This window comes from Clostridium sp. CMCC3677 (assembly GCF_023845585.1).
In the GTDB taxonomy this organism is placed as follows: Bacteria; Bacillota; Clostridia; order Clostridiales; family Clostridiaceae; genus Clostridium; species Clostridium aquiflavi.
The window spans coordinates 224531-248722 of record NZ_JAMQHS010000002.1 but is presented as its reverse complement, the minus strand read 5'-3'; the positions used below and the strand labels follow the sequence as shown (position 1 = coordinate 248722).

22 protein-coding genes, 1 pseudogene and 1 riboswitch are annotated in these 24192 nt (G+C 26.0%); of the genes and pseudogenes, 19 read left to right on the top strand and 4 right to left on the bottom strand.

The window, feature by feature from the left end:
• Nucleotides 1-14 precede the first annotated feature (14 nt).
• Nucleotides 15-266: a FeoA family protein gene (locus tag NG901_RS03135; RefSeq protein WP_252212290.1), complete on the bottom strand. Its 252-nt coding sequence runs from the start codon at nucleotides 264-266 to the stop codon at nucleotides 15-17.
• A 152-nt stretch (nucleotides 267-418) separates the two neighbouring features.
• Between NG901_RS03135 and NG901_RS03130 the strand changes: the two genes are divergently transcribed.
• From NG901_RS03130 to NG901_RS03115, 4 genes are all read left to right on the top strand, one after another.
• The gene (locus tag NG901_RS03130; protein ID WP_252212289.1) at nucleotides 419-898 is read left to right on the top strand and encodes a metal-dependent transcriptional regulator; all 480 of its coding nucleotides are present in this window, start codon (nucleotides 419-421) and stop codon (nucleotides 896-898) included.
• A 252-nt stretch (nucleotides 899-1150) separates the two neighbouring features.
• Complete coding sequence (locus NG901_RS17225) at nucleotides 1151-1456, top strand: hypothetical protein (RefSeq protein ID WP_353847530.1); 306 nt, start codon at nucleotides 1151-1153, stop codon at nucleotides 1454-1456.
• Nucleotides 1457-1588: 132 nt separating this feature from the next.
• Nucleotides 1589-1978: a zinc-ribbon domain-containing protein gene (locus tag NG901_RS03120; protein WP_252212288.1), complete on the top strand. Its 390-nt coding sequence runs from the start codon at nucleotides 1589-1591 to the stop codon at nucleotides 1976-1978.
• A gap of 60 nt (nucleotides 1979-2038) precedes the next feature.
• Nucleotides 2039-2359 (top strand): DUF5661 family protein, encoded by a 321-nt coding sequence (locus NG901_RS03115; protein ID WP_252212287.1) that lies wholly within the window; start codon nucleotides 2039-2041, stop codon nucleotides 2357-2359.
• A gap of 344 nt (nucleotides 2360-2703) precedes the next feature.
• Here NG901_RS03115 and NG901_RS03110 read toward each other — a convergent pair whose 3' ends face one another.
• Nucleotides 2704-4416 (bottom strand): S8 family peptidase, encoded by a 1713-nt coding sequence (locus tag NG901_RS03110; RefSeq protein WP_252212286.1) that lies wholly within the window; start codon nucleotides 4414-4416, stop codon nucleotides 2704-2706.
• Nucleotides 4413-6269, bottom strand: a complete 1857-nt coding sequence (locus NG901_RS03105; protein WP_286673933.1) for a S8 family peptidase — start codon at nucleotides 6267-6269, stop codon at nucleotides 4413-4415. Before NG901_RS03105 ends, NG901_RS03110 begins: the two co-directional genes overlap by 4 nt.
• Before the next feature lie 232 nt (nucleotides 6270-6501).
• On the opposite strand from NG901_RS03105, the gene fliB reads away from it, so the two are divergent.
• Together fliB and NG901_RS03095 are read left to right on the top strand one after the other, a co-directional pair.
• Nucleotides 6502-7656 carry a flagellin lysine-N-methylase gene (gene fliB, locus NG901_RS03100; protein WP_252212285.1) on the top strand — a complete coding sequence of 385 codons (1155 nt, stop codon included), beginning with the start codon at nucleotides 6502-6504 and terminating at the stop codon, nucleotides 7654-7656.
• Between the two features lie 676 nt (nucleotides 7657-8332).
• Nucleotides 8333-9979 carry a family 14 glycosylhydrolase gene (locus tag NG901_RS03095; RefSeq protein WP_252212284.1) on the top strand — a complete coding sequence of 549 codons (1647 nt, stop codon included), beginning with the start codon at nucleotides 8333-8335 and terminating at the stop codon, nucleotides 9977-9979.
• An 81-nt stretch (nucleotides 9980-10060) separates the two neighbouring features.
• Here NG901_RS03095 and NG901_RS03090 read toward each other — a convergent pair whose 3' ends face one another.
• Nucleotides 10061-10717, bottom strand: a complete 657-nt coding sequence (locus tag NG901_RS03090) for a DUF5105 domain-containing protein (protein WP_252212283.1) — start codon at nucleotides 10715-10717, stop codon at nucleotides 10061-10063.
• 318 nt (nucleotides 10718-11035) lie between these two features.
• Here NG901_RS03090 and NG901_RS03085 point away from each other — a divergent pair, with 318 nt between their 5' ends.
• From NG901_RS03085 to cmk, 13 genes and pseudogenes are all read left to right on the top strand, one after another.
• The gene (locus tag NG901_RS03085; protein ID WP_252212282.1) at nucleotides 11036-11656 is read left to right on the top strand and encodes a DUF488 domain-containing protein; all 621 of its coding nucleotides are present in this window, start codon (nucleotides 11036-11038) and stop codon (nucleotides 11654-11656) included.
• Nucleotides 11657-11770: 114 nt separating this feature from the next.
• The gene (locus NG901_RS03080; RefSeq protein WP_252212281.1) at nucleotides 11771-12544 is read left to right on the top strand and encodes a PHP-associated domain-containing protein; all 774 of its coding nucleotides are present in this window, start codon (nucleotides 11771-11773) and stop codon (nucleotides 12542-12544) included.
• A gap of 83 nt (nucleotides 12545-12627) precedes the next feature.
• The gene (locus NG901_RS03075) at nucleotides 12628-13119 is read left to right on the top strand and encodes a L,D-transpeptidase (protein ID WP_252212280.1); all 492 of its coding nucleotides are present in this window, start codon (nucleotides 12628-12630) and stop codon (nucleotides 13117-13119) included.
• A gap of 254 nt (nucleotides 13120-13373) precedes the next feature.
• Nucleotides 13374-13979 carry an NUDIX hydrolase gene (locus NG901_RS03070; protein ID WP_252212279.1) on the top strand — a complete coding sequence of 202 codons (606 nt, stop codon included), beginning with the start codon at nucleotides 13374-13376 and terminating at the stop codon, nucleotides 13977-13979.
• Nucleotides 13980-14243: 264 nt separating this feature from the next.
• Complete coding sequence (locus tag NG901_RS03065; RefSeq protein WP_252212278.1) at nucleotides 14244-14447, top strand: heavy-metal-associated domain-containing protein; 204 nt, start codon at nucleotides 14244-14246, stop codon at nucleotides 14445-14447.
• A gap of 545 nt (nucleotides 14448-14992) precedes the next feature.
• Nucleotides 14993-16709, top strand: a pseudogene (locus NG901_RS17075) (sigma-54-dependent Fis family transcriptional regulator).
• Nucleotides 16710-17087: 378 nt separating this feature from the next.
• Nucleotides 17088-18143 (top strand): NAD(P)-dependent alcohol dehydrogenase, encoded by a 1056-nt coding sequence (locus tag NG901_RS03050; RefSeq protein WP_252212277.1) that lies wholly within the window; start codon nucleotides 17088-17090, stop codon nucleotides 18141-18143.
• A gap of 161 nt (nucleotides 18144-18304) precedes the next feature.
• The gene (locus NG901_RS03045) at nucleotides 18305-19504 is read left to right on the top strand and encodes an Mbeg1-like protein (RefSeq protein ID WP_252212276.1); all 1200 of its coding nucleotides are present in this window, start codon (nucleotides 18305-18307) and stop codon (nucleotides 19502-19504) included.
• 111 nt (nucleotides 19505-19615) lie between these two features.
• Nucleotides 19616-19726, top strand: a riboswitch (TPP riboswitch).
• Between the two features lie 57 nt (nucleotides 19727-19783).
• Nucleotides 19784-20977, top strand: coding sequence for a putative hydroxymethylpyrimidine transporter CytX (gene cytX / locus NG901_RS03040; protein WP_252212275.1), 1194 nt, complete (start codon nucleotides 19784-19786; stop codon nucleotides 20975-20977).
• A gap of 161 nt (nucleotides 20978-21138) precedes the next feature.
• Nucleotides 21139-21783, top strand: a complete 645-nt coding sequence (locus NG901_RS03035) for a pentapeptide repeat-containing protein (protein WP_252212274.1) — start codon at nucleotides 21139-21141, stop codon at nucleotides 21781-21783.
• Between the two features lie 66 nt (nucleotides 21784-21849).
• On the top strand, nucleotides 21850-22077 hold the full coding sequence (locus NG901_RS03030; RefSeq protein WP_252212273.1) for a DUF1653 domain-containing protein: 228 nt from the start codon (nucleotides 21850-21852) through the stop codon (nucleotides 22075-22077).
• A gap of 141 nt (nucleotides 22078-22218) precedes the next feature.
• Nucleotides 22219-23439 (top strand): BaiN/RdsA family NAD(P)/FAD-dependent oxidoreductase, encoded by a 1221-nt coding sequence (locus NG901_RS03025; protein ID WP_252212272.1) that lies wholly within the window; start codon nucleotides 22219-22221, stop codon nucleotides 23437-23439.
• A gap of 97 nt (nucleotides 23440-23536) precedes the next feature.
• Nucleotides 23537-24190, top strand: a complete 654-nt coding sequence (gene cmk, locus NG901_RS03020) for a (d)CMP kinase (RefSeq protein ID WP_252212271.1) — start codon at nucleotides 23537-23539, stop codon at nucleotides 24188-24190.
• Nucleotides 24191-24192: the final 2 nt, after the last annotated feature.

Below are 24192 nucleotides of genomic sequence, written 5' to 3'. Positions count from 1 at the left end.
AAATAAGCTTAATATTAAAGTGTTTCCACTAAAATTTTAGAAGCATCTTCAGATCTAATAGCTATAACAGCTCCTCTTATTAAATATGCAATAGGATCTCCAGATGGACTTTGTCCTAAAGATTCAACTTCTGTACCCGTTATTAATCCAAGATCTAAAAATCTTCGTCTAATTACTCCATCAGCATCCAATTTGCTTACTTTACATTTATTCCCTAAGGGTAGTTTGTTAAGTGAAATTGTATTACTTAAAGAATTATCATTCATAATTTGTATATCTCCTTTTATATAATGTTTTTAGTTTAGAGAAAGAGTGTTTCTTAAGGCTAAAAATCTTTCTCTAAACTAAGATATGAGAAATAATTCTAAAGTGACACACATAAAGTAAAAATATATAAATAAATATTGGTGGTGATAAAATGAAAGAAAATTTTCATACAGTAAGGGGATATGAAAATATAAATTCAACTAGAAAATTACTTACACCTGCTATGGAAGATTACTTAGAAATGATATATAGATGCAGTCTTGAAGAAAGTTCAATTAGATTAAATAAGATTGCACAAATGTTAAATGTAAGGGATTCATCAGCATCTAAAATGATGAAAAAACTAGGAGATTTAGCACTTATAAATTATGAAAAGTATGGAGTAATTGAACTTACTGAAAATGGTATAACTTTGGGCAAATATCTTTTAGATAGACATATAATAATAGAAAAATTTTTAAAATATCTAGGTGGAAAAGATGAAGTACTTATAGAAACTGAATTAATAGAACACGTGATAAGCAGCGAAACTGTAGAAAATATAAAGATGCTGAATATGTTTTTTGAGGATAATAAAGATGTACTAGACAAATATAATAAATTTAAAAAGTGTAATAAAAATTATAAATAATTAATTAATAATTCAAATAATGAATATAATAAAAAATGTATTTAATATTAAATCAATAGTTTCTAAAAGTAGTAACTCAAATAAACCTAATATTGTGTATATTCCATAATTATTTGTAAACTATTCTATTTTTAATATAAATCAATGAAAATATATACACTAAGTTCTTGATTTTGATATTATATAAATAGGGTTATTTATATAATACTTAGGAAGAGATGATAATGAAAGTTGATAAACCATCTATTATAGGTGGGGGTATTAGTTATTTGTATATCATTTTTTGGTGCTATGATTTTATTTAAAGTACAATATAAATTTGTAAATTCTAAAAACTTTAATTTAAAAAATATTTTTGTTAATGGTTGGAAAGAAAAAAGTGGCTATATGTATTATTATGAAAATGGTCAAAACATACTAGGATGGTTTGAATATAATGATGAATGGTATTATTTGGGGGATGATGGGAAAATGAGAACTGGCTGGGTTAAAGATCAAGCTAATTGGTATTACCTAAATGAAGACGGAACAATGGCTTCAAATATTACTATTGATTGATATTATTTAAATGAAAGTGGAATGTTAATTGATTCACCTAATAATACAAAATAGATAAAAAATTATAATAAATTTGTTAAATAAGTTTTAAAGAAATAACTAGTATACATTCAAATGAAGGGTGTGAAAAACATGTTTTTTATAGGTGTGTTCGGTATAGAAAATAAAGATAAGGAAATAAAAAAACTAGAAAATATAAGTTGTGAAAAGTGTAACAAAAATGTTACTGCAACATTAATTAAGAACTTTGAATTTTTTCATTTTTTCTTTATTCCTCTTTTTAAATGGAATGAAAGTTATTATTTAGTATGCGATAATTGCAATACTATTTATGATATTTCAAAAGAAAAAGGTAAGGCTATTGAAAGAAATGAAGATATATCAATAACTTATTGGGATTTGCAAAGTAGTAGCTATGAAGGTACTAAAACCAATTTTGCAACAAAAAAATGCTCATATTGTAATGTTAATTTAGAACGAAATTTCAAATATTGTCCTCATTGTGGAAGAGAACTTAAGTAACATTATAAAACTAATTTCATAATATATAGTTGTAATTAATTATAAGATTGAGGTATATTTGTGAGACATAATCATTGGACTATATTAAAATTTCGAGGAGATGTTAATAAAATATCATTCAATGTGGATGAAGCAAAACAAATAGCTAATGCTTTGAAAATTGACTTTTCAAGAGAAAAATTTAATTTAGAGGAATTTACAATGGGCATAAATGTAGAGTTAGAACATGGCACAAGATTTCCCAATGCAAATGTTACTAACAATGATCCAATTTTAACAGGTAAAATAGCATTGGCTCATTTAATAGAATTTCCAGATTATTATACTAGGCTTAAAAAATTTGAAGAAGAAGCTAAGAGTTATTGGAGTAAAATTTTATAGATTAATTAAAAGTCACCTATAATACGTATATAGGTGACTTTTTATATCTAAAATTATGGTTAGTTAAAAAGGAACTGCTAGATTCAGAAATAAGAAAAGAATTCATCTCAATATAAAAAAAGATATAAATTAGAATAACACAATATTAAAAAATTAAGATAATTCATAGAAATATCTGATAATATATTAACAGAAAGTACCTAGAAATAATTTAAATCTATTTCTAGGTACTTCTTACTATGAATTAGCTTATAATTTTAAAATGTGAGATTAGTTAATAATTTAAAAGACTGTAATTAATAGTACCATTTATTATTATTAATGACATAATCTTAAGTTATATATTATGTCATATTTTGAAACATAGTTACTATGTTTAAAATTCCATATCCCCATTGAGGGTTAGGATAAATATCACCAATTCTTTTAGTAGTACCTCTTGCAAGAAAAGTTTTTATACTTTGAGAATACATATAAGGATAATTACCATTAATAATTCCCCATTCAAACAGCATAGCGCAAGTTCCAGCTAATATAGCAGCTGATACACTTGTCCCGTTAACAATTGCAGTTTGATTATTTGGTGCCACAGTTAAAGCATTTACTCCACCAGCAACAACATCTATTTTATTTTGAAAATTTTCCATAAATGCTACACCGGAATAATCTACCATATTATTATTATTTTGATTGTAAGCAGCAGCAGTAATTAAATATTCAGAAGTTCCTGGATTGGTAATGGTTCCATAAGGATCAGCCCAACTAAATCCTGTATCTTTATGTTTAATACCTTCTTGAGGCATCCACGCATTAACTTTTCCATCTAAAATATAGTTTCCAATTAATCTAAGTTTCCATAGTCCTGGTTGTATGTTATAAAATCTAATACGTATTAATTCATCACCAGTGAATTCTTCTGGCAAATAGTAATTAACTTTTATTGACGTTTTTTCAAATATAAATGTATAAAGTTCAGTAGAATTAATCAAAGGAGGCATTGTACCTGTATTTTCTCCAGATGGGGAAACTATATCTAAAGAAACTACATTTGGAGACTCTGTCCAAATCTCAACCCAAAGATTTTTTTCTTCAGGGGATACATCCATTTCAATTGCTTTTATATAGTTAGTATAAGACAATACATTACTAGTATGATTTTTTTTGTTTCTCTCGTTTCCAGTTCCCGTAACAACTGCAATCCCACTATTGGATGATAGTGTTTCTAAATATTTTTCTAAAATATCATTTCCAGTATGACTTCCTAAGTTACTTCCAAGAGGAAGATATATAACTATTGGTTTAGAAACACGTAAAGAATATTTATATAAAAATTCTAAGGCTGCAAAGATAGAAGTTATATTAAATACAGGTATATTTACATTAAATTGTTCTTTAAATGAATAATCCTCTACTAATTTTACCACTACAAAATCAGACGATGGTACTACACCTTTTAGATTTGGATTTTTACCAGTTCCTCCAATTAGTCCAGCCATATTTGTACCATGACCTATATCATCTTTTGTTGGTACTATTTCATATGGTGATTTTCCATTTATAGATGCTTTAATAGCTTCATCTATTTTATCTTTTAAATAAATGCTACCAAAAGGTATACGGTCACTATCAGTATCATTATTTATTGTTTGATCCCATATACACTCAATTCTTGTTTTTCCATTTGAATCCATAAATTCTTCACATAAATAATCAATTCCTGTATCTATAATACCGATATTAACACCTTTTCCTGTTAAATTTAAAGGTAAATCTATCTGTAAAAAATTAGCTTGAGAGGCTTCAAGTGGAGAAATAGATTGAAGTGTATACATTTCAGCAGGTTTTACATATACAATGGAAGGAAATTTTGACAGTATATCAGTTAGCTCTGTGTCTTTGGGTACAGATATTATTGCATATTTATCATTAATTAATAATACATAATAATTAGGTTCTTTAGAAATTTCGCCCATAATATCACCTTGATATTGAATAATATAATTATCATTATTTGTATCATTAAAAATATTTCTAGGAATATTAAATTGCCTTTTCATAGTTTACCTCCTATAATATCTTTTGGAATTCGTATAAACAAATCATCTACATAATATTCGATGAATTCATCATATGTATTAATAGAGTCCCTATATGATCTACGAACAAATGTATTAATAGAGTTTCTATATGATCCACCAATAAAATTAAAAATTCCTAATAAATCTAAATCACCATAACCAGTTTCTTCATTTGGAAATGTAAATATCTTATTTCTATATGCTCCATGCATTAAATAACTTCTAACTTTTTTTGAATATATAGCTGGATCATTTTTATTTATAATTGCCCATTCTAATAAAAGTGCACAAACACCAGCTACTATTGCAGTAGCTGCAGAACTTCCAGATAGCAAGGAAGTGCCACCAGAAACTTGAGTTGTTAAAATATTTATTCCTATAGTAGCAACATCAGGATTAATTGCATTATTTGTATTAAATCCTTTTCCTGAAGCAGCAATTAAAGCATTATCATTGCCGTAGTAAGATGTAGTAACAGTATTAAAAGCTGTACTTGGTATTGTTAATGTATTAAGAGGATTTGGTTCGAGAAATATTGTATTTTCTGGCAAAGTAATTTTAGGTTGAAGCCAAATATCAAATCTTCCATTAGTAATATACTCTCCTAATAATTCGAATTTCCATATTCCGGGTTTTATAGCATTAAAACTGATATCGATAACCTCATGACCTGTATAATATTCAGGAGTATAGTAGTCAATATTTACAGTAGTATTTACAAAAACAAAATTAAATTTTTGAGATTTACCTATTTTTGATTTAATTAATTTAGAGGATTCTCCAGTTGGAGAAATTATAGTTAAAGAAGCTCTATTAGGTTTTTGTACCCATATTTTAAATGAAAAATATTTAAGTTCTTTAGATATCTTTAATTCAACTGTTTTCACATCATTTACATTTTTAATATAACCAGATGTATGGCATTGAGAGTCGCCTTCATTTCCTACACCAGTCACTATAACTATACCTCTTATACTTGAAATAGACGATACATATCTAGAAATTAAATTCATACCATCATGGCTACCTTCAGTACTTCCAACACCTAAGTATATTACCATTGGCTTTTTTACTCGTAGAGCAAAATTTTTTAGATATTCTATTGCATATAAAACTTCTGATGCATTATAAACGGGAATAGGACTAATTCTATTTTCAACTAATGTTTTTTTAAAATTTGTTGATTCAAATAATTTTACAACAACAAAGTCACTATTTTCAGCTATTCCTTTAAATTTAGAATTATATCCTTTAGCACCAATAATTCCAGCAACTTTTGTTCCATGCCCAATTTCATCTTTTGAAGGAACAATTTTATATGGATCTTCATTATTTTTATAAGCATTAATTGCATTATTTATTTGCTCATTTGAATAACTTTCACCAATATATAAAGAATTATCAATATTGGACTTTTCTCTAATGCTTTGATCCCAAATATTAATAATTCTTGAAGTACCATCTTCTCTAATAAATTCTTCATTTAAATAATCTATACCTGTGTCAACTATTCCAACTAATACGTTTTTTCCAGTTAAATTTAAATACGGATTAATTTTAATAACATTTATATTATCAACAGAATTTGGAGAAATATCTTGCAATACAAACATAGCTCTAAAATCTACAAATATAATTTCAGATACATCTTTTAAAAGTCGAGGTAAATCAGAAGAATTTACTGCTATAACTCCAAGAGTTTCATTAATTATATCTCCACAGGCATATGAGATTTTATCTATTTTTTCTTTAAAATTGCCTCTATATTCGATTAAGTAGTTTTCTGGATTTGGATCAAAGTATAAATTACATTGACGTTTATCATTTATCATTCATATTTAACTCCTAAGAATTATTATTTATATTATTATATTGTAATAATAAGTGCTTAATGATATTAGATTTATAATTATAGCAAATAAAAAAGCTAAATTGCCTAAATGAAAGTATTGAGATTACCTTAAATAAAATATAAAATAATTATTTGTAAAACAACATATATGAATTTGATATATGCTATAATATAAATCGCTTAAAATTTCACGTAAAAGATTGGAGTTAATTATGAAAGTAAATACTTTTATACCTAAATATATATATGATTTTAAATGTATAGGTCCAAAGTGTACAGATACATGTTGTGCAGGATGGGATATAAATATAGATTTAGATACATATAATAAATACATTAACAGTGAAGGGAAACTTAAAGATTTAGTACAAGGAAAGTTTATTAAAGATAAAAATGAACATGATACTTTTAATCATGGATTTATGATACTTAAAGATAAAAGTACATGTCCTTTTTTAAATTCTAATATGCTTTGCGATATACATGGAGAAATTGGAGAAGAGAATCTTTGTATAACTTGCAAAAGATATCCTAGAGTGTTTAATATTGTAGATGGTGTATATGAAAAGAGTGGATTACCTTCATGTGAAGAAATATGTTTTAAAGCATTTTTAAATAAAGATAAAATGGAGTTTATTGAATCAGAAGAGGAGCTTGATGAAGATACCATAGAAATAAGACGAATTATTGATAGTGAATCATTCGATGGAACAGAAAGTCTTCTTCAATATTTTTGGGATATAAGAGTAATTTCTATAAATATTATGCAATTAAGAGATTTTTCTATAAATGAACGATTAAATATTCTTACTGAGTTTTATGAAAAAATACAAAAACTATACAATTCTAATAATTATGATGCTTTGGAAGAACTTTTAGAAGAGTTTAATGAAGAATCAATGAATTACTATTGTTTAAATGGAGTAGAACTGAGAGAAAACAATATATTTTTTACTATGTTAGCGGATGAAACACTTATAAATAATATAAGAAGTTTTAAACTTAAAAAGTGTGTAAATGAATATAAAAATGGTATTTTGAAAGTGAAGGATGTATCTGAATATTTAGAAGATCACAATAACATTTTTAATTTTATAAAAGAGTATAGTTATATTTTTGAAAATTATATGGTAAACCAGATTTTCAAAGATCTAATACCTTTTAATAAAGGACAGAATTTACTACAAAGCATTAATATATTAAAAAATAGTTATAGAATAATTAAAGCATACATAATTGGAATTTCTATAAATTCTAATAATAAAATAACAGAAAATGATATTATAAGAGTTATTCAAGCTTTGAGTAAAGATATAGAACATAACATGGTTTTTAAAGAACTGCTAGAAGGTAAAAACATCAATTAGCATTAAGGCGAACACTTTTTTTGTTCGCTATATTATCGGGTATCACAATTTCATATTTAGAATTTATATAATAAATGTCTTAGTATCTATAAATAATATTATTAGTACCTAGATATATAATATAAGCAAAAATGTTACTTTATATGAAGAGAGGGAAACTACTAGATACTTTTGCTTGAAAAACTTGTTAAAGATAGAGAATAAGGTATTAATCTATAAAATGAACATTAAATATAATTATCTCTTGAATTTTATTACATTTTTAGGTATCATTATATTATTCAATAAATTACCATAATAGGTATTAATTATATTTGTAATTAATTTATCTTTACATATTATAATGTCTTAAAATTAAAATAATCATTATAGTATATTTTTTTAATTATCAAAGCAAACGTTTGCATAAAGCTTAAACTTAATATTCTTAATTAATGCAAAATAATGTTAATATTTTATAATAAATAACATATTAATTAGCGTATTCTTTTAATAAAATAACCATTTAAATAAAGAAAATACTAATGATCTTGTTTTAATTATGAAACCAGTATATTTTTTAAAATTTACTCAATATAGCTTGTATCAATAGATAACTAGGGAAGGGGGTATAAATAATAAATAGTTTAAATACTGATTTTAAAGAGTTAAATAAAAATAAAGGGGGAAATAAAAAATGAAATTTATGAATAAAAAATTAAAAAAAATTTTAGGATTTGTATTAGTTTTAATGATAACGGTTACGTTAAATTTATCTTCTAATACTTGCATTTATGCATCATCTATTAACACAAATTACAAAGCTTATGTAATGGCTCCATTAGATAAGATAAATGATTGGGACAAGTTTAAAGAACAACTAATAACTCTTAAAAATAAGGGGATATACGCTCTTACCACAGATGTATGGTGGGGTGATGTTGAATGTCAAGGTGATAATCAATTTGACTGGAATTATTATAAAACATATGCAAATGTTGTTCGTGAATCAGGATTAAAATGGGTTCCTATTATATCTACGCATGAATGTGGTAGCAATGTAAATGATTCAGCATATAGACCGCTACCTTCATGGTTATGGACACAAGATACAGTTGATAATATGCAATTTAAAGATGAAATAGGACGTTGGGATAAAGAATCTCTTAGTCCTTGGTGGTCTGGAATTGAAAAGCAATATGATGAACTTTATGCTTCATTTGCATCAAACTTTAGTGACTATAAAGATATTATAACTAAAGTTTACCTTTCTGGTGGTCCTTCAGGTGAATTAAGATTTCCATCTTATAATATAGCATTAAACTGGAAGTATCCAGAACGTGGATATTTGCAATGCTATAGTGATGCAGCTGTATCAGATTTTCAAAATTCAATAAAAAATAAGTATACAACTATTTCTTCTGTTAATGATGCTTGGAATACAAATTTAACAAGTTTTGAAGAAATAACTCCTCCTACTGATGGAGATAACTTTTTTGAGAATGGTTATAAGACAACTTACGGAAAAGACTTTTTAAAATGGTATCAAGGAGTTCTTGAAAAACATTTGGATAAAATAGCTTCAATTGCACATGAAAACTTTGACCCAATTTTTAATGTTAGAATAGGAGCAAAAGTATCTGGTGTACATTGGCTTATTAATAGTCCAAGCATGCCACGTTCTACAGAGTATTGTGCAGGTTATTATAATTATAGCTCTTTGCTCGATGAATTTAAAGAATCAAATCTTGATTTAACTTTTACATGCCTTGAGATGAATGATTCAGATGCATATAAAGATCCATTTTATTCAGAACCAAAAAGCCTGATTATAAATGTTGCAAATTTAGCTAAAGAAAAAGGTATGAAAATCTTTGGAGAAAATGCATTAGATATTAAAGATAATAATCAATCATATGAAAATTGCGCTGAAATGTTATATAATTATAATTTTTCAGGATTTACTCTTTTAAGATTTGGAAATCTTTTTAATAATGATGGTACAGTAAAAGCTGAACTTGATTCTTTTGCAAATATTGTTGTAAAAAAACCTGTTCCTGTAACATTTACAGTAGATAATGTTAACTTAAGAAATGGAGAAAGTTTATATTTAACAGGAGATGGATGGGAAATGGCTGATTGGACTACTGGATTATATCCATCACAATTTGATTATAAAGATGGAAAAGCAGTAGTAACTGTAAATCTTGCTGAAGGTAATAATTATGAATTTAAAGCTATAAAGAAGGATAGCAATGGAAAAGTAATTTGGGAAAATGGAAGTAATCATTCTTATACTGTTCCAATAGGTGGAGGATCATATAATTTTAGTTGGAATAATTAAAAAAATAATAATTATTTAATGTTAAGGGGCTGTTGCAAAAATGCAGCAGCCCCAATTCATCCACTTAAATATTTTTTTATATTATCGAGTTACCATAGTTGCTAATTTATTTCCAAATGTAACAGGGTTATCAGGAACCCATACTTTTCTATTTTTATCATCAGTTACTTTTTTAAACGCAAATGTATTTTCTACAGTGTCTGATGATGGTTCTGCACCAGTACAGTTTTCTATTAACTTTGAAATATAAAGTTCAGATAATTTATTTAATGCTGTTTTTCTATCTGTAATATTCATATTTTGTACTTCAGTCATTGCATCATTAGCAGCTTTTTCATCAAGACCTACTATATCAACATGAGTTGTTTTTATTTTTACAACTGCAGTTTCAGCATCACTTGATACTGGTTCTATAGTACAAGTTGTTCTTTTTTGAGCATTTAATTGAGCTTCAAAAATATTATTTATGTTATCATCTGTAAATGATAAGCCAGCAGAATTTAGATTATTTTTAATTGCATCCTTAAATGTTTGTTCAAGTTGTGTGTTTAATGTGTTTGCTTCCTCATCATTAAGGCCTAGAGATGTTAGAGCACTTGTATCTCCATAAATTGTTAAGTGGTGAAATGCTTCAGCAAATTTTTCTGGTGTTTCAGTCTTTTTACCACATCCTGCTATCATAGTCACTAACATTAAAGTAGATAAAAGTACTGTAATAAGTTTTTTAAAATTTTTCATTATTAATCCCCCTATGTAATTAAATGATCTGTTAAGTTATATAAAAAATAAAGAGATCCTTTTATAATAGCTTAACAAATTCTACTTACTTATTATCGTACGCATATAACATAACTTTACTTTTTATATATATTTAATATATTTTAGTATAAAATGTTATGAGATATTAGTAATTAATATGAGTTATTGAGTAAAAAATAAGTGATGAATTTAATAAAAGCATTATAGAAAAAAGTATGTTGATAAGTTGAAAATGGTTATCGAGAAAAACTAAAAAATCATAAAAGTCAAATTGTTCAAAAATAAAGGAGGAATAATATGAAAATATACACAATAGGACATTCTAACTACTCTTTAGAAAGATTAATTTATATGCTAAAGCATTATGATATTGATACTGTTGTTGATATAAGAGGGATTCCATACTCTAAGTATAATGTTCAATTTAACAAAGAGACAATACAAAAAGCTTTAACACAAGCAGGATTTATATATATTTATATGGCAGAAGAATTCGCTGCTAATCGAAGTTTAAAAATATCTTATACTGGGGAAGGATATGCAGATTTCGAAAGAGTAGTTAATGAATCTTCTTTTCTCAAAGGTATAGATAGACTAAAGAATGGAATAAATAAAGGTTATAGAATAGTATTACTTGGAGCTATGCAAGACCCAATAAGATGCCACAGGAGTATACTTGTTGGAAGAGCTTTAAGAGATAAAGGATTTAATGTTAAACATATATTGGATGATCATTCTATAGGAACACAAGAAGATATAGAAAAAAATCTTTTGGATAAATACTTTAGCAATAGAGCTCAACTTACAATAGATAGTTTATTAGGAAATGAAGCTAGTGAGGAAGAAATAATAAGAGAGAGCTATAGGCTAGCTAATAAAGAAATTGGATTTAGAGTTGAGGGTATAAACCTTCTATAGTCACTTTATGTTTTCATAAAATATGGTGTGACAATAATTAATTTAATACATATTCATGTATTATAGTATTAATTTAAATAACTGTATTTAAGTACTAAATTAAGGAGATAAATCATGAATATAGATTTCCATGTACATGGTATTCTTAGTAAAAAACTTAATTTTGATCCTGAATTATTTTTGTTAGGAATAGAATATGCAAAAGAAAATGGCTTGGATGGATTTATTTTATGTGAACATTTTAATGCAGTTGATCTAATGTCTTCATACTCTTATTTAGAAAATAACTATGAATATGATGGAGATAGATATATTGTTAATGGGTTTTCAGTTTTTATTGGTATGGAAGTAGATATAAGATATGGCGGTCATGTCATAGTATCAGGAAACAGAGATTCTATATTAAAAATTAGAACTGCTCTTGAACCTCATGTTAAAAAAAATAATTTTATTCCGTTTGGAAAACTACTAGATTTAGGTGAAAAATATGAATGCTTAATTATAGGCAGCCATCCTTATAGAGAAAATCACAAATTATACTTACATCCTAAAAAGTATTTAGAAAGATTGGATGCACTAGATTTAAATACAAAAGATATTTATAAAAGAGGTCTTGAGATTGTAGAGAATGAAGTAGCAAATTTATCAAAAATTTTAAATATACCCTATGTAACAGGAAGTGATAGTCATTATCCGGTACAACTTGGTACTGTAAAGACGTGCTTTGAAAATGAATGTCATACAATAAAAGAATTAAAGCAATGTATTAAAAATAAAAAATATAAAATAGAGATATCTAAAGCTTTAAAATTAAAAGTATACACTTCTAAAATAACAAAAAATTATTTAAAAAAACAGATAAAACTATCAAAACAAAGCTGTAAATAAAAATAATTAAGATTAATTAGGCTTTATACATTTTTTAAATCATTCATATACTATTTTAAGAATAATTGTTAAGGATAATCGTAATGAAGGATTTTTTTAATAAACTTTTAATATACAATAGGAAGAATTTTATTGATGGTGCAGGAGCAAATTATGAAACTATTGTTACTAACTATGTTAATCTAAATAACTTTTCAAGTAAAACTCAATATTTTATATGGGTAGATTTAAAAAATTTCAAAGTAAATATATTTAATGGAAGTAAAGGAAAATGGAAAATAGTTCATAGTTATTTATGTACAATTGGTAAAAAAGAAACACCTACTCCTACCGGAACTTTTACAATTGGAGTGAAAGGCTTATATTTTGGAGTGAATAAGGGGTATAAGTGTTGGTATTATACACAATTTAAGGGAAACTATTTATTTCACTCTATAATATATAATTTAGATGGATCGATTAGAGATGGAAGATTAGGAAAGGCTTTATCTGATGGTTGTATTAGGCTAAATAAAATAAATGCAAAATGGATCTGGGATAATATTCCCGAAGCAACTAAAGTTGTAATAAGTTAAATATAATTTTATCCAACTTATTTCAAAAGCATGGATCTTAATAAATTGAGTTTTATCCATGCTTTTATTTTGTTATTGATAAGAAAAAATTATAGATATAAAATAGATATAAATATATTACTTTTATACTATAGTTTAAAATAAATCTTAGCATAAAATTATTTTTGTTTTAAATTTATGTAATTAGAATTAATTGCATATAATTAAAATATAATTGTTTTTCTTAAAACTAATATTAAAAATGGAGAATAAATATGAATATAAATAAAATAATAAATAGAATTGAAAAATTAAGCCCTTATATAAATGGATGGGAAAAAGACAAGAGAGCTTCTGTAATAATACCTTTAGTAGAAATAGATGGAGAAGTACATATATTATTTGAATTAAGATCAAAAAAATTAAATGCTCAACCAGGAGACATATGTTTTCCAGGTGGCAGAATAGATAATAATGAAACACCAAAAGAAGCAGGTATTAGAGAATTTTATGAGGAACTAGGAATTAAAGACATTAAAATAATAAATGAATTAGATCTTACTATAAGGCATGATGGAATGATAATTCATACTTTTCTAGGAATAGTAAATAATATTAATAAATTGTCTATAAATGAAAGTGAAGTAGATCATGTATTTTATATACCTCTTCAATATTTACTTTCATATAATCCATTAAAATCAATGGGTAAATTAACTGTTACTAGATCTGATGATTTCCCATACGATTTAATTTTTAATGGAAAAGATTATAGATTTAAAGAAGGTAAATATATTTCACTTTTTTATAAATATAAAGACTATGTTATATGGGGAATTACAGCAAATATTTTAAAAAATTTTTTAGATAAACTGTCTTAATGCCCCAAACCTAGAAAAATTCTATTAAACAACTCAAAGTGTAATAAGTTTGATTAAAATGAAGGATTAAGGAAGACTACTTAGTCCTTTTATTTTATAGAATTATAGAATAAAACAGTAAAATAAGATAAATATATAATGAAAATGATTAGATATAAATTTATTTGGCATTGAATCAAAATTAAATTATATACAAGTAAATATAATTAATATTTTATGTACATACTATTTTTATAAGTACTTTTATAGTAAGGAGAGATTAGTATGGAAAGAGAACATTATATTATTCAAGGTTTATCAAATTCTAACATGAAAACGCAAGTTAAGAATGCATTAATAAAAATAGAAGGTGTAAATCAAGTGTGTATTGATGCCGCAAGAGAAAGTGTTGAAATAATATACAATAGTCCTGCAACACCATCAAAAATTAGAAATTGTATTTATCATACAGGACATAATATAGAATAATAAAAATTTAATTTAAATTTTTTAAAAAAGTATTGTAATCAATTACAAGCTGCTGTATAATGAACTCAAGATAAAGGTTAAACAATTTATCTTAAGTGAACTGACACTTAAATCCGGCAGAGGAGCATATCAGAAATAGGTATGCAGTTGTGATGGGCAACGTAAAAATCCCTGAAGCAATGTACGACGTACGGCGTACCCAGTTGGCGGACAACTTAAAAATCAGTTACTGGGAAAGAGCAAACATTGGTAAAATGTTTGCTCTTTTTGCAGTTTAGAAAATTAGTATTTATCAACTTATAAGATTTTTTAGATATATCTTAATCATTTGGGTTAATTAACACATCTGAAGAGTTCTTGCCTTAAAACAACTTTTATTTATATATCTAGTTAAAATAAGTTTTACTAAGATTAAATTTAATTTTAAAAAGTGGATATGCTATTTATTGGATGAAATATTATTATTGAGTTACAATATGTATGTAAGCTAAAATTTATAAAAATAGATAATATATTATAAATCAATAGTGTGGAGGTAAGATTAAATGTTTGAAGAAAATACATACCAAGAAATATTAAATAGATCACATGAAAGGTGTATTAAATATGGCGTGGGAAACAATATTCATAATCCTTCAAGAATACTTAAAAATAAAGAACTTAATATATTGATAAGAAAAAACTGTGAGTTAATAAATATAGCTAGACCATTTATGGAAATACTTTATGACTTTTTAAGAGGATCAGGATTCTCATTATATCTTACAGATAAAAATGGAGTTGTTCTTACTATTATAGGTGATGAAGATATAATAATAGATCAGATTAAAGTTGGAATTATAGAAGGAACAGATATGAGTGAAAGAAGTGCCGGAACTAATGGTATAGGAACTGCCCTTTATGAAAATTCCTCAATTCAGATTCTGGGCGAAGAACATTTTATAAAAGCTTTTCACATTTGGACATGCTCTTCTGCCGTTATTCATAATGAAAAAAAAGATATAATTGGCTGTTTAAATTTAACTGGTCGACGTCAATTAGCCCACCCTCATACTTTAGGACTTGTAGTGGCAGCTGTAAAATCAATTGAAAATCAATTGAAGGTTGAAAAGACTCAAAAAGAGTTATTTAAAGCACATCAATATTTAAATAAAGTTATGAATTCGTTAAATTTAGGGATTTTTGCTGTAGACATAGAAGGTATAGTGAAAGCTATAAACAACAGTGCATGTGATATGTTAAATATAAAAGAAAAAGATGTTATAAATAAGAATGTAGATTCTATTTTAGATAATTGGGAAGAAATATTTGATCATCTTAAAAGTGGAAGAGCATATGAAAATATAGAAATTACATATTCGAATAAAAAGAAAAGGTTTAATTTGAATGTATATCCAATAAAAGATAAAGAAAGAAATATAAGTGGTATTGTATGTATATTTAAAGATATGAAAAATGTATATAATTTAGTTAATAAGTATACAGGTAGAACAGCCCAATACACGTTTAATGATATAATTGGCAAAAGTGAGCAAATCCTAAAGTTAAAAGAACAAGCGAAAAATATAGCTAATAGTCCTTCTACAGTACTCATTCAAGGAGAAAGCGGAACAGGAAAAGAACTTATAGCTCAATCTATTCACAATAATAGTAATAGAAGAGACTGTAGTTTTGTTGCAATAAATTGTGGAGCAATACCTAAAAGCTTAATAGAGAGTGAGTTATTTGGATATGAAGAAGGAGCTTTTACTGGAGCTAAAAGAGGAGGATGCGCAGGGAAATTTGAACTTGCAAATGGAGGAACACTATTTTTAGATGAAATAGGAGAAATGCCATTAGATATGCAGATAAATCTTTTACGGGTCTTGCAAGAAGGATGTATTACTAGAATAGGTGGAAATAAAATCTATTAAATTAGAAAAATGTATTCCAACAATTGACAAAAATCTATATAATAATCTATTAAATTATGATTGGCCAGGAAATATTAGAGAATTAGAAAATTGTATTGAGAATATTATAAATATGGATGGAAATACTTCTTTTAGTTTTGAAAATAAAAAACCAGTTAAAGAAGAGTCTAATTGTAGCAATATAGATTTACAATATGATATGTTCTCATTAGAAGAATTAGAAGAAAGAGCAATAAGAGTTTGCTTAAATAATTGTAAGGGGAATATTACTAAATCCTGCAAAATTTTAGGTATAAATAGAAGCACATTATATGCAAAAATCAAAAAATATAATATTAAGTTTAGATAAAATTAATGTATATATTAAAATTACTGAAAAGCAAATTATAATATATATTTTTATATTGTATAAAAAAACAACAGTGTTGCAAAATACAACAGTATTTATTTAAAAAATGTTGTATTTTACAACACTTTTTTTACTTTAAATTTTATAGAATACAGCATAAACTTTAAGTTTAAAAGATATTTATTAGAATAATGGCATGATACATAAGTTTTTACAGAAAACTTATGATTAAGGAAATTTTAAAATTAAAATTGGCATGATCATTGCTGATAATATATTATGATAAAACCTAAAATGAATTATAAATATATTTTTGCAGTTATAAATGGTATTTTTAAACCGCATTTTAGTGAAAATTAAACTAGGAGGGATTTAGTTATGAAAGGTTTTGCAATGTTGGGCATTAATAAGGTTGGATGGATTGAAAAGGAAAGGCCAGTTGCAGGTCCATATGATGCAATTGTACGTCCATTAGCTGTGTCACCATGTACATCAGATATTCATACTGTTTTTGAAGGTGCACTCGGAAATAGACATAATATGATTTTAGGTCATGAAGCTGTGGGAGAAATTGTTGAAATTGGAAGTGAAGTTAATGAATTCAAAGTTGGAGATAGGGTTATAGTACCTTGTACAACTCCAGACTGGAGATCTTTAGAAGTTCAGGCTGGTTTTCAACAACATTCAAATGGTATGCTTGCTGGATGGAAATTTTCAAACTTTAAAGATGGAGTTTTTGCAGAATATTTTCATGTGAATGATGCAGATATGAATTTAGCACTTTTACCATCAGAAATATCTTTAGAAAGTGCTGTTATGATAACAGATATGATGACTACTGGTTTTCATGGTGCAGAATTAGCTGATATAAAAATGGGCTCTAGTGTTGTAGTAATAGGAATTGGAGCAGTTGGATTAATGAGTATAGCAGGTTCTAAATTACGTGGAGCAGGTAGAATTATTGGTGTAGGAAGTAGACCAATTTGTGTGGAAACTGCTAAATTTTATGGAGCAACAGATATTGTAAACTATAAAAATGGTGATATAGTTAAACAAATCATGAATTTAACTAATGGAAAAGGTGTTGATCGTGTCATTATGGCAGGCGGTGGCCCTGAAACATTAGGACAAGCTATATCTATGCTTAAACCTGGTGGAGTAGTTTCAAATGTTAACTATCATGGAAGTGGAGATACTTTACCAATACCACGTGTTGATTGGGGATGTGGAATGGCTCATAAGACTATAAGAGGAGGTCTTTGCCCAGGCGGACGTCTTAGAGCAGAAATGTTAAGAGATCTAGTAATATATAATCGTGTTGATTTAAGTAAATTAGTTACACATGTATATAATGGTTTTGAACATATAGAAGATGCTCTTTTATTAATGAAGGACAAGCCAAAAGACTTTATTAAAGCAGTAGTTATATTATAAATAGATTACTATTAAAATATTACTGGAGATTTTAATTTTCAGTAATATTTTTTTATTTAGAAAATTAGTATTATTACTTAAATTAAGTGTGTTATTTATACTAGTAATTAATATATTAAAATTATGATAATATTTTTAATGACTTTTTATGGAGGATAAACATGTCTGATTTAAATAATAGTGAATTATTACTATTATCTAATTTAATATATCTTAAATTAAATGTATTTAATGAGAATACTGTTGGTAAACTTGTTAAATCTATGTTATATAAGACTAACTTAAATAAAGCAATTTTAACTAGACGTGAATGCAAAGAAGTTGTAAAGAAGAGTGAATGGTTAGTAGTTTTAAAGCAAATACAAGAAAATGATAAACTAAATAACTTAAAGATCGAAAATATAGAAGTTGATAATACTGGAGTGAAAGCTGCTTGCTTTGTTGATAAGCATGATAATCATGTTTTTGTTGTATTTAGGGGCACTAAGACTATAGAAGAGTGGAGTGATAATGGTGAAGGAGCTTATATGTCTGATACACCCGAACAAATAAGAGCATTAAATTATATAAATAATCTTAAATATAAAAACATTACAGTAACAGGTCATTCAAAAGGTGGTAATAAAGCTAAATATGTTGCACTTTTATCAGATAAAGTAAATAGATGCATATCTTTTGATGGACAAGGTTTTTCAAATGAATTTATCAACAGATATTATAATGAAATAAATGCCAATAAAGATAAAGTGTTATCTATTAGCGCTAAGTATGATTATGTAAATTGTCTTCTTAATTCTGTAAATGAAGAGAAAATATATATAAATACATCCTTTCAAAAAAATCCATTATATTATCATAAAGCTAATATAATGTTGGATGGTAATGGTCGTCTTAGAAAAGAGACTAATGAATGCTCATTTGTAAAAATAATATATAACTTTTCCACATCACTAATATCTGAATTGCCAGAACCACATAAAAGTTTTGCTATAAATAGTTTAACTGACATTATTGAACTTATTTTATGTGATAAAGATTTAGACAGTAGTATATTACAAATTGCAAAAGGAATGTTGGTATTATTAGGATATACTAAACACTATAATTTAAAAGCAGAGATAAATTTAGCATACAATTTACTTCAGAGCTTAAGTACACCTCTTGTATTTTGGAATGATTTTATCAGAAGTGAAGAAAGTAAGTCTACATTAATATTAAATGATACATTATCAAAATTTAAAGCTTATCAAGAAAATATAATCTTTAAACTTAAAAGTTTAGGAACAGAGGGTGAACAAATAGCAGTTGTTATTGATAATGCTACTGATAATTTAATATATGATTTTAAAAATTCTCATTAATGAGAAAAAAACCATATTGTTCAATTATTAATATGGTTTTTGTTATTAAAGAAGACATTATTCATTATATGTTATATAATGATATAGATATTACAAAATATTATTAGATAAACTTAATATTAGGGGAGCTTACGCAAGTAGGCTGAGAGGAAGTTAAATGCAACTTCGACCCTTAACCTGATTTGGATAATGCCAACGTAGGGAATACACATTAAATGTTTTTAATGGGATATATCTTTATTGGTATATCCCATATTTTATTTTTAGGAGGAATTTGTTATGAACAAGAAAAAAACTTTATTAAACAATGGCTTATTATGGTTTGGAGCCTCTGTATCCATTGCAGAAATACTAACAGGTGGTTTAATAGCCCCACTTGGCCTAAAAAAAGGTATTTTAGCAATACTTTTAGGACATCTTATAGGATGTACACTTTTATATTTTGCAGGACTTATAGGAACTAATAGTGGTTTATCTTCAATGGAATCATCTAGAATATCTTTTGGGAAACATGGTTCTTATATTTTTTCTTCATTAAATATTTTACAGTTAGTTGGATGGACAGCTATAATGATTATTGGTGCAGCAAATGTATTAAATGCAGTATCTAATAGTTTATTTGGATTTGAAAATAAAGCATTATGGTGTATTTTAATAGGAATATTAATTATTATATGGATATTAATAGGCTTTGAAAATCTTGGCAATCTAAATGTTATTGCTGTTGGTGGACTTTTTATTTTAACACTTATTCTTGGAATAGTTATTTTTAAAGGAACAAGTATTGAATTATATGATAATAGTTTAAGTTTTGGAATGGCAGTTGAATTATCAGTTGCAATGCCACTTTCATGGTTACCACTTATAGCTGATTACACTAGAAATATAAAAGATAGTAAATTAATAACACCTATAAGTGTTTTAAGCTATTTTTTTGGTAGTGTGTGGATGTATATAATAGGTCTAGGTGGAAGCTTATATGCAGGAACTTCAGATATTGCACAAATTCTTATGCAAGCGGGACTTGGAATTATAGCTATGATAATCGTTCTAATGTCAACTGTGACAACAACCTTTTTAGATGTTTATTCAGCAGGTGTTAGTTGTACAAACATAAGTGAAAAAATCAGCACAAAGCATATATCTGTTATTGTTTGTATAATTGGAATATTAATTGCTATGTTTACTCCAATAGAGCAGTTTGAAAACTTTTTATATTTAATAGGTTCTGTATTTGCACCAATGATAGCAATAGTTATAACAGATTACTTTATACTAAAAAACAGAGAATTAAATTCAAAACTTAATGTGTTAAATTTAATTATATGGATAATTGGTTTTATTATTTATAGAATGTTTATGCAAATAAATATAGTAGTAGGAAATACCTTACCAGTTATGATAATAATAAGTTTTATATGTATAGTTGTAAATATATTAAAAGAAAAGTTACATAGATTTAACGTTAAATAATTATATAATACGAAAACAAATAGGGTAGGGTAAAAAATACTTTACCTTATTTGTTTTTTATGTAAAATTATAATAAATAATATACAAAGTTTTATACTTATATTAGAAATATGATAATATAAGTATAAAAATAAAACTTTATAGAAAAATGAGGAAACAACATGTCTATTTTAAATAAGTTATTAGAACCTAAGTTATTAAGCTGCCTAGAGAATGATATAAATATTGAAGATGAACTAATTAATAAGAAAGATCTTTCAAATAATCTGATTCAGGATTGTAAATTAGATTATACAAATGAAGAAAGAGTAGAAATAAACGGATGTAGGTTTGTAAATGTTATATTTAATGAATGTTCTTTTAGAAATATAAGTTTGCTAGACGTTATATTTGAAAATTGTGATCTATCTAATATAGATTTTTCTGATGGAAGCATACACAGAGTGGAATTTAAAAATTGCAAATTAACAGGAAGTAATTTTGGTGGATCTAATATGCAAAATGTACTTTTTAAAGAATGTTTATGTAAGTATTCGAATTTTTCATATTCAAAGATGAAATTAATAAATTTTGATGAATGTAATATGGAAAGTGGAATTTTCTTAGAATGTAATTTTAACAAAGTAGCTTTTAATAGTTCTAATTTAATATTCGGTGAATTTACCAATACCCTTCTAAAAGGAATAGATTTTACTAATAGTGATATATCATCAATTATATTGACGGGAAAAGAGCTGAAGGATGTTATAGTATCACCTCTTCAAGCTTTAGAATTATCTAAAATACTTGGAATTATCATTAAGTAGAACTAAAAAATATATGTATATTAGAAAGTATTTCTATTATATTTAATATTTGTAAGGAGAATTATAATGAGAGAATTTAAAATTGGAATATACAGACACTTTAAAGGAAAAGAATATGAAGTTATTGATATGGCAATTCATAGTGAGACAAGGGAAAAGTTCGTAGTATATAAAGCGCTATATGGAGATTTTAAAACTTTTATTAGGCCTTATGATATGTTTATGAGCAAAGTTGATAAAGAAAAATATCCAGATATAAAACAAAAATATAGATTTGAATATATACATGACTAAAACAGTGGTTAATTATAGCTATATATTAAATTCATGATATATTGTATAATTGAAGTTAGACAAATTTTGAATTAAATTAACAATATTAATACTATAATAAGATATTTATAAATATTATTTAATTAAGGAGCTGATTTTTTAATGAGCAAAGTTATTGTTATTGGAGCAGGCCCAGCAGGAATGATGGCTGCAATAACAGCTGCAAAAGAACATAAAGTAACGTTATTAGATGGTAATGAAAGACTAGGAAAAAAGCTGTTTATTACTGGTAAGGGTAGATGTAATGTTACAAATGCTAAGGATATTTCTGAATTTTTTGATTACATACCTGGTAACCCGCATTTTTTATATAGTGCATTATATACATTTACTAATGAAGATACTATAAATTTCTTTTCTAATGAAGGAATTAAATTAAAAGTAGAACGTGGAGATAGAGTATTTCCTGAATCTGATAAATCTTCTGATATAATTAGGGGTTTATCAAATGCATTAAGTAGAACAGATGTTAAAATAAAATTAAATTCAAAGGTTACTGATATAAAATATAAGGATAACAACATAACTGGTATTGAAATAAATAATGACGAGATTTTAAAAGCAGATCATTATATTATAGCAACTGGTGGAGCTTCTTATCCTCTTACTGGTTCAAGAGGTGAAGGACAAGAATTTTCTAAAAAATTAGGACATAAAGTAATTCCATTAAAGCCAGCACTTGTACCTATGGTTGTAAAAGATGCAAAAACTAAAGAGCTTATGGGATTATCATTAAAAAATGTAGAAGTTACAATAAAAGAAAATGATAAGAAAGTTGTATATAAAAATTTTGGTGAAATGTTATTTACACATTTTGGTGTATCAGGTCCACTTATTTTAAGTGGAAGTAGATTTATAGAGAATAACAAAAACTATAAATTACATATAGATCTTAAACCATCATTAAACTTAGGTGAATTAGATAAAAGAATACAAAGAGATTTTAATAAATACTTAAATAAAGATTTTAAAAATTCATTAAATGAATTATTACCACAAAAACTAATTCCAATGATAATAGAAATGTCTAATATACCTGAAGAAAAGAAAGTTAATGAAATCACCAAAGAAGAAAGAAGAAATTTAGTTAACCTTCTTAAAGATTTTTCATTCGATCTAAATGGGCTAAGACCACTTGCTGAAGGAATTGTAACAAAAGGCGGAATAGATGTTAAAGAAATTGATCCATCTACTATGAGATCTAAGATTATAGATAATCTTTCTTTTTGTGGTGAAGTTATGGATGTAGATGCTTTTACTGGTGGTTATAATGTACAAATTGCATTTGCAACTGGAGTAATTGCTGGAAGTCATATTGAATAAGAACTAAATATCTTCTTGTTTGAAGTAATAAAAAATTATATAATCTTATTAAAGGTTTTTAAACTAATTTAAGATTTTTAGAAAAGAGGAGTAAGTTTTGAAAATAGCAGTAGCAATAGATGGTCCAGCAGGTGCTGGAAAAAGTACAATAGCAAAATTAGTAGGTAAAGAGTTTAATCTTATGTATATAAATACTGGTGCTATGTATAGAGCTGTAGCATTAAAATGTAAAGAAAATAATATATCTGAAAATAATATAGAAAAGATATGTTCATTAATAGATACTATGGAAATGCATTTTGAAGATGATGATTTAATTTTGAATAATGAAAATATTCAAGATAAAATAACTCTACCAGAAATAAGTAGTATAGTATCATCTTATGCATCTATATCTGAAGTAAGAAGTAAATTGGTTAAACTTCAAAGATACATGTCAAGTAAATTTGATGTTATAATGGACGGAAGGGATATTGGCACAGTTGTACTTAAAGATGCTAATTTTAAATTTTTCTTAACTGCTACACCTGAAGAAAGAGCAAATAGAAGATTTAAAGAACTTAAGAATAGAAATATTGAATGTTCATATGATAATATCTTAAAGGATATTATAGATAGAGATTACAAAGATACTCATAGAGAAATAGACCCATTAAGAAAAGCTGATGATGCTATTGAAATAGACACTACTGGTTTAAATATATCTGAGGTCACAGAAAAAATTAATTCTTATATCAGAAAGTCAATTTAAAA

Excerpts from the sequence above, each read along its gene's own strand:
- NG901_RS03080 (WP_252212281.1), top strand. The coding sequence starts at position 11,771 with ATGAATATAGATTTCCATGTACATGGTATTCTTAGTAAAAAACTTAAT.
- NG901_RS03135 (WP_252212290.1), bottom strand. The coding sequence starts at position 266 with ATGAATGATAATTCTTTAAGTAATACAATTTCACTTAACAAACTACCC.
- NG901_RS03030 (WP_252212273.1), top strand. The coding sequence starts at position 21,850 with ATGAGAGAATTTAAAATTGGAATATACAGACACTTTAAAGGAAAAGAA.
- NG901_RS03130 (WP_252212289.1), top strand. The coding sequence starts at position 419 with ATGAAAGAAAATTTTCATACAGTAAGGGGATATGAAAATATAAATTCA.
- NG901_RS03065 (WP_252212278.1), top strand. The coding sequence starts at position 14,244 with ATGGAAAGAGAACATTATATTATTCAAGGTTTATCAAATTCTAACATG.
- cytX (WP_252212275.1), top strand. The coding sequence starts at position 19,784 with ATGAACAAGAAAAAAACTTTATTAAACAATGGCTTATTATGGTTTGGA.
- NG901_RS03120 (WP_252212288.1), top strand. The coding sequence starts at position 1,589 with ATGTTTTTTATAGGTGTGTTCGGTATAGAAAATAAAGATAAGGAAATA.
- NG901_RS03085 (WP_252212282.1), top strand. The coding sequence starts at position 11,036 with ATGAAAATATACACAATAGGACATTCTAACTACTCTTTAGAAAGATTA.
- NG901_RS03095 (WP_252212284.1), top strand. The coding sequence starts at position 8,333 with ATGAAATTTATGAATAAAAAATTAAAAAAAATTTTAGGATTTGTATTA.
- fliB (WP_252212285.1), top strand. The coding sequence starts at position 6,502 with ATGAAAGTAAATACTTTTATACCTAAATATATATATGATTTTAAATGT.
- NG901_RS03045 (WP_252212276.1), top strand. The coding sequence starts at position 18,305 with ATGTCTGATTTAAATAATAGTGAATTATTACTATTATCTAATTTAATA.
- NG901_RS03070 (WP_252212279.1), top strand. The coding sequence starts at position 13,374 with ATGAATATAAATAAAATAATAAATAGAATTGAAAAATTAAGCCCTTAT.
- NG901_RS03025 (WP_252212272.1), top strand. The coding sequence starts at position 22,219 with ATGAGCAAAGTTATTGTTATTGGAGCAGGCCCAGCAGGAATGATGGCT.
- NG901_RS03110 (WP_252212286.1), bottom strand. The coding sequence starts at position 4,416 with ATGAAAAGGCAATTTAATATTCCTAGAAATATTTTTAATGATACAAAT.
- NG901_RS03090 (WP_252212283.1), bottom strand. The coding sequence starts at position 10,717 with ATGAAAAATTTTAAAAAACTTATTACAGTACTTTTATCTACTTTAATG.
- NG901_RS03050 (WP_252212277.1), top strand. The coding sequence starts at position 17,088 with ATGAAAGGTTTTGCAATGTTGGGCATTAATAAGGTTGGATGGATTGAA.
- NG901_RS03075 (WP_252212280.1), top strand. The coding sequence starts at position 12,628 with ATGAAGGATTTTTTTAATAAACTTTTAATATACAATAGGAAGAATTTT.
- NG901_RS03035 (WP_252212274.1), top strand. The coding sequence starts at position 21,139 with ATGTCTATTTTAAATAAGTTATTAGAACCTAAGTTATTAAGCTGCCTA.
- NG901_RS03105 (WP_286673933.1), bottom strand. The coding sequence starts at position 6,269 with ATGATAAATGATAAACGTCAATGTAATTTATACTTTGATCCAAATCCA.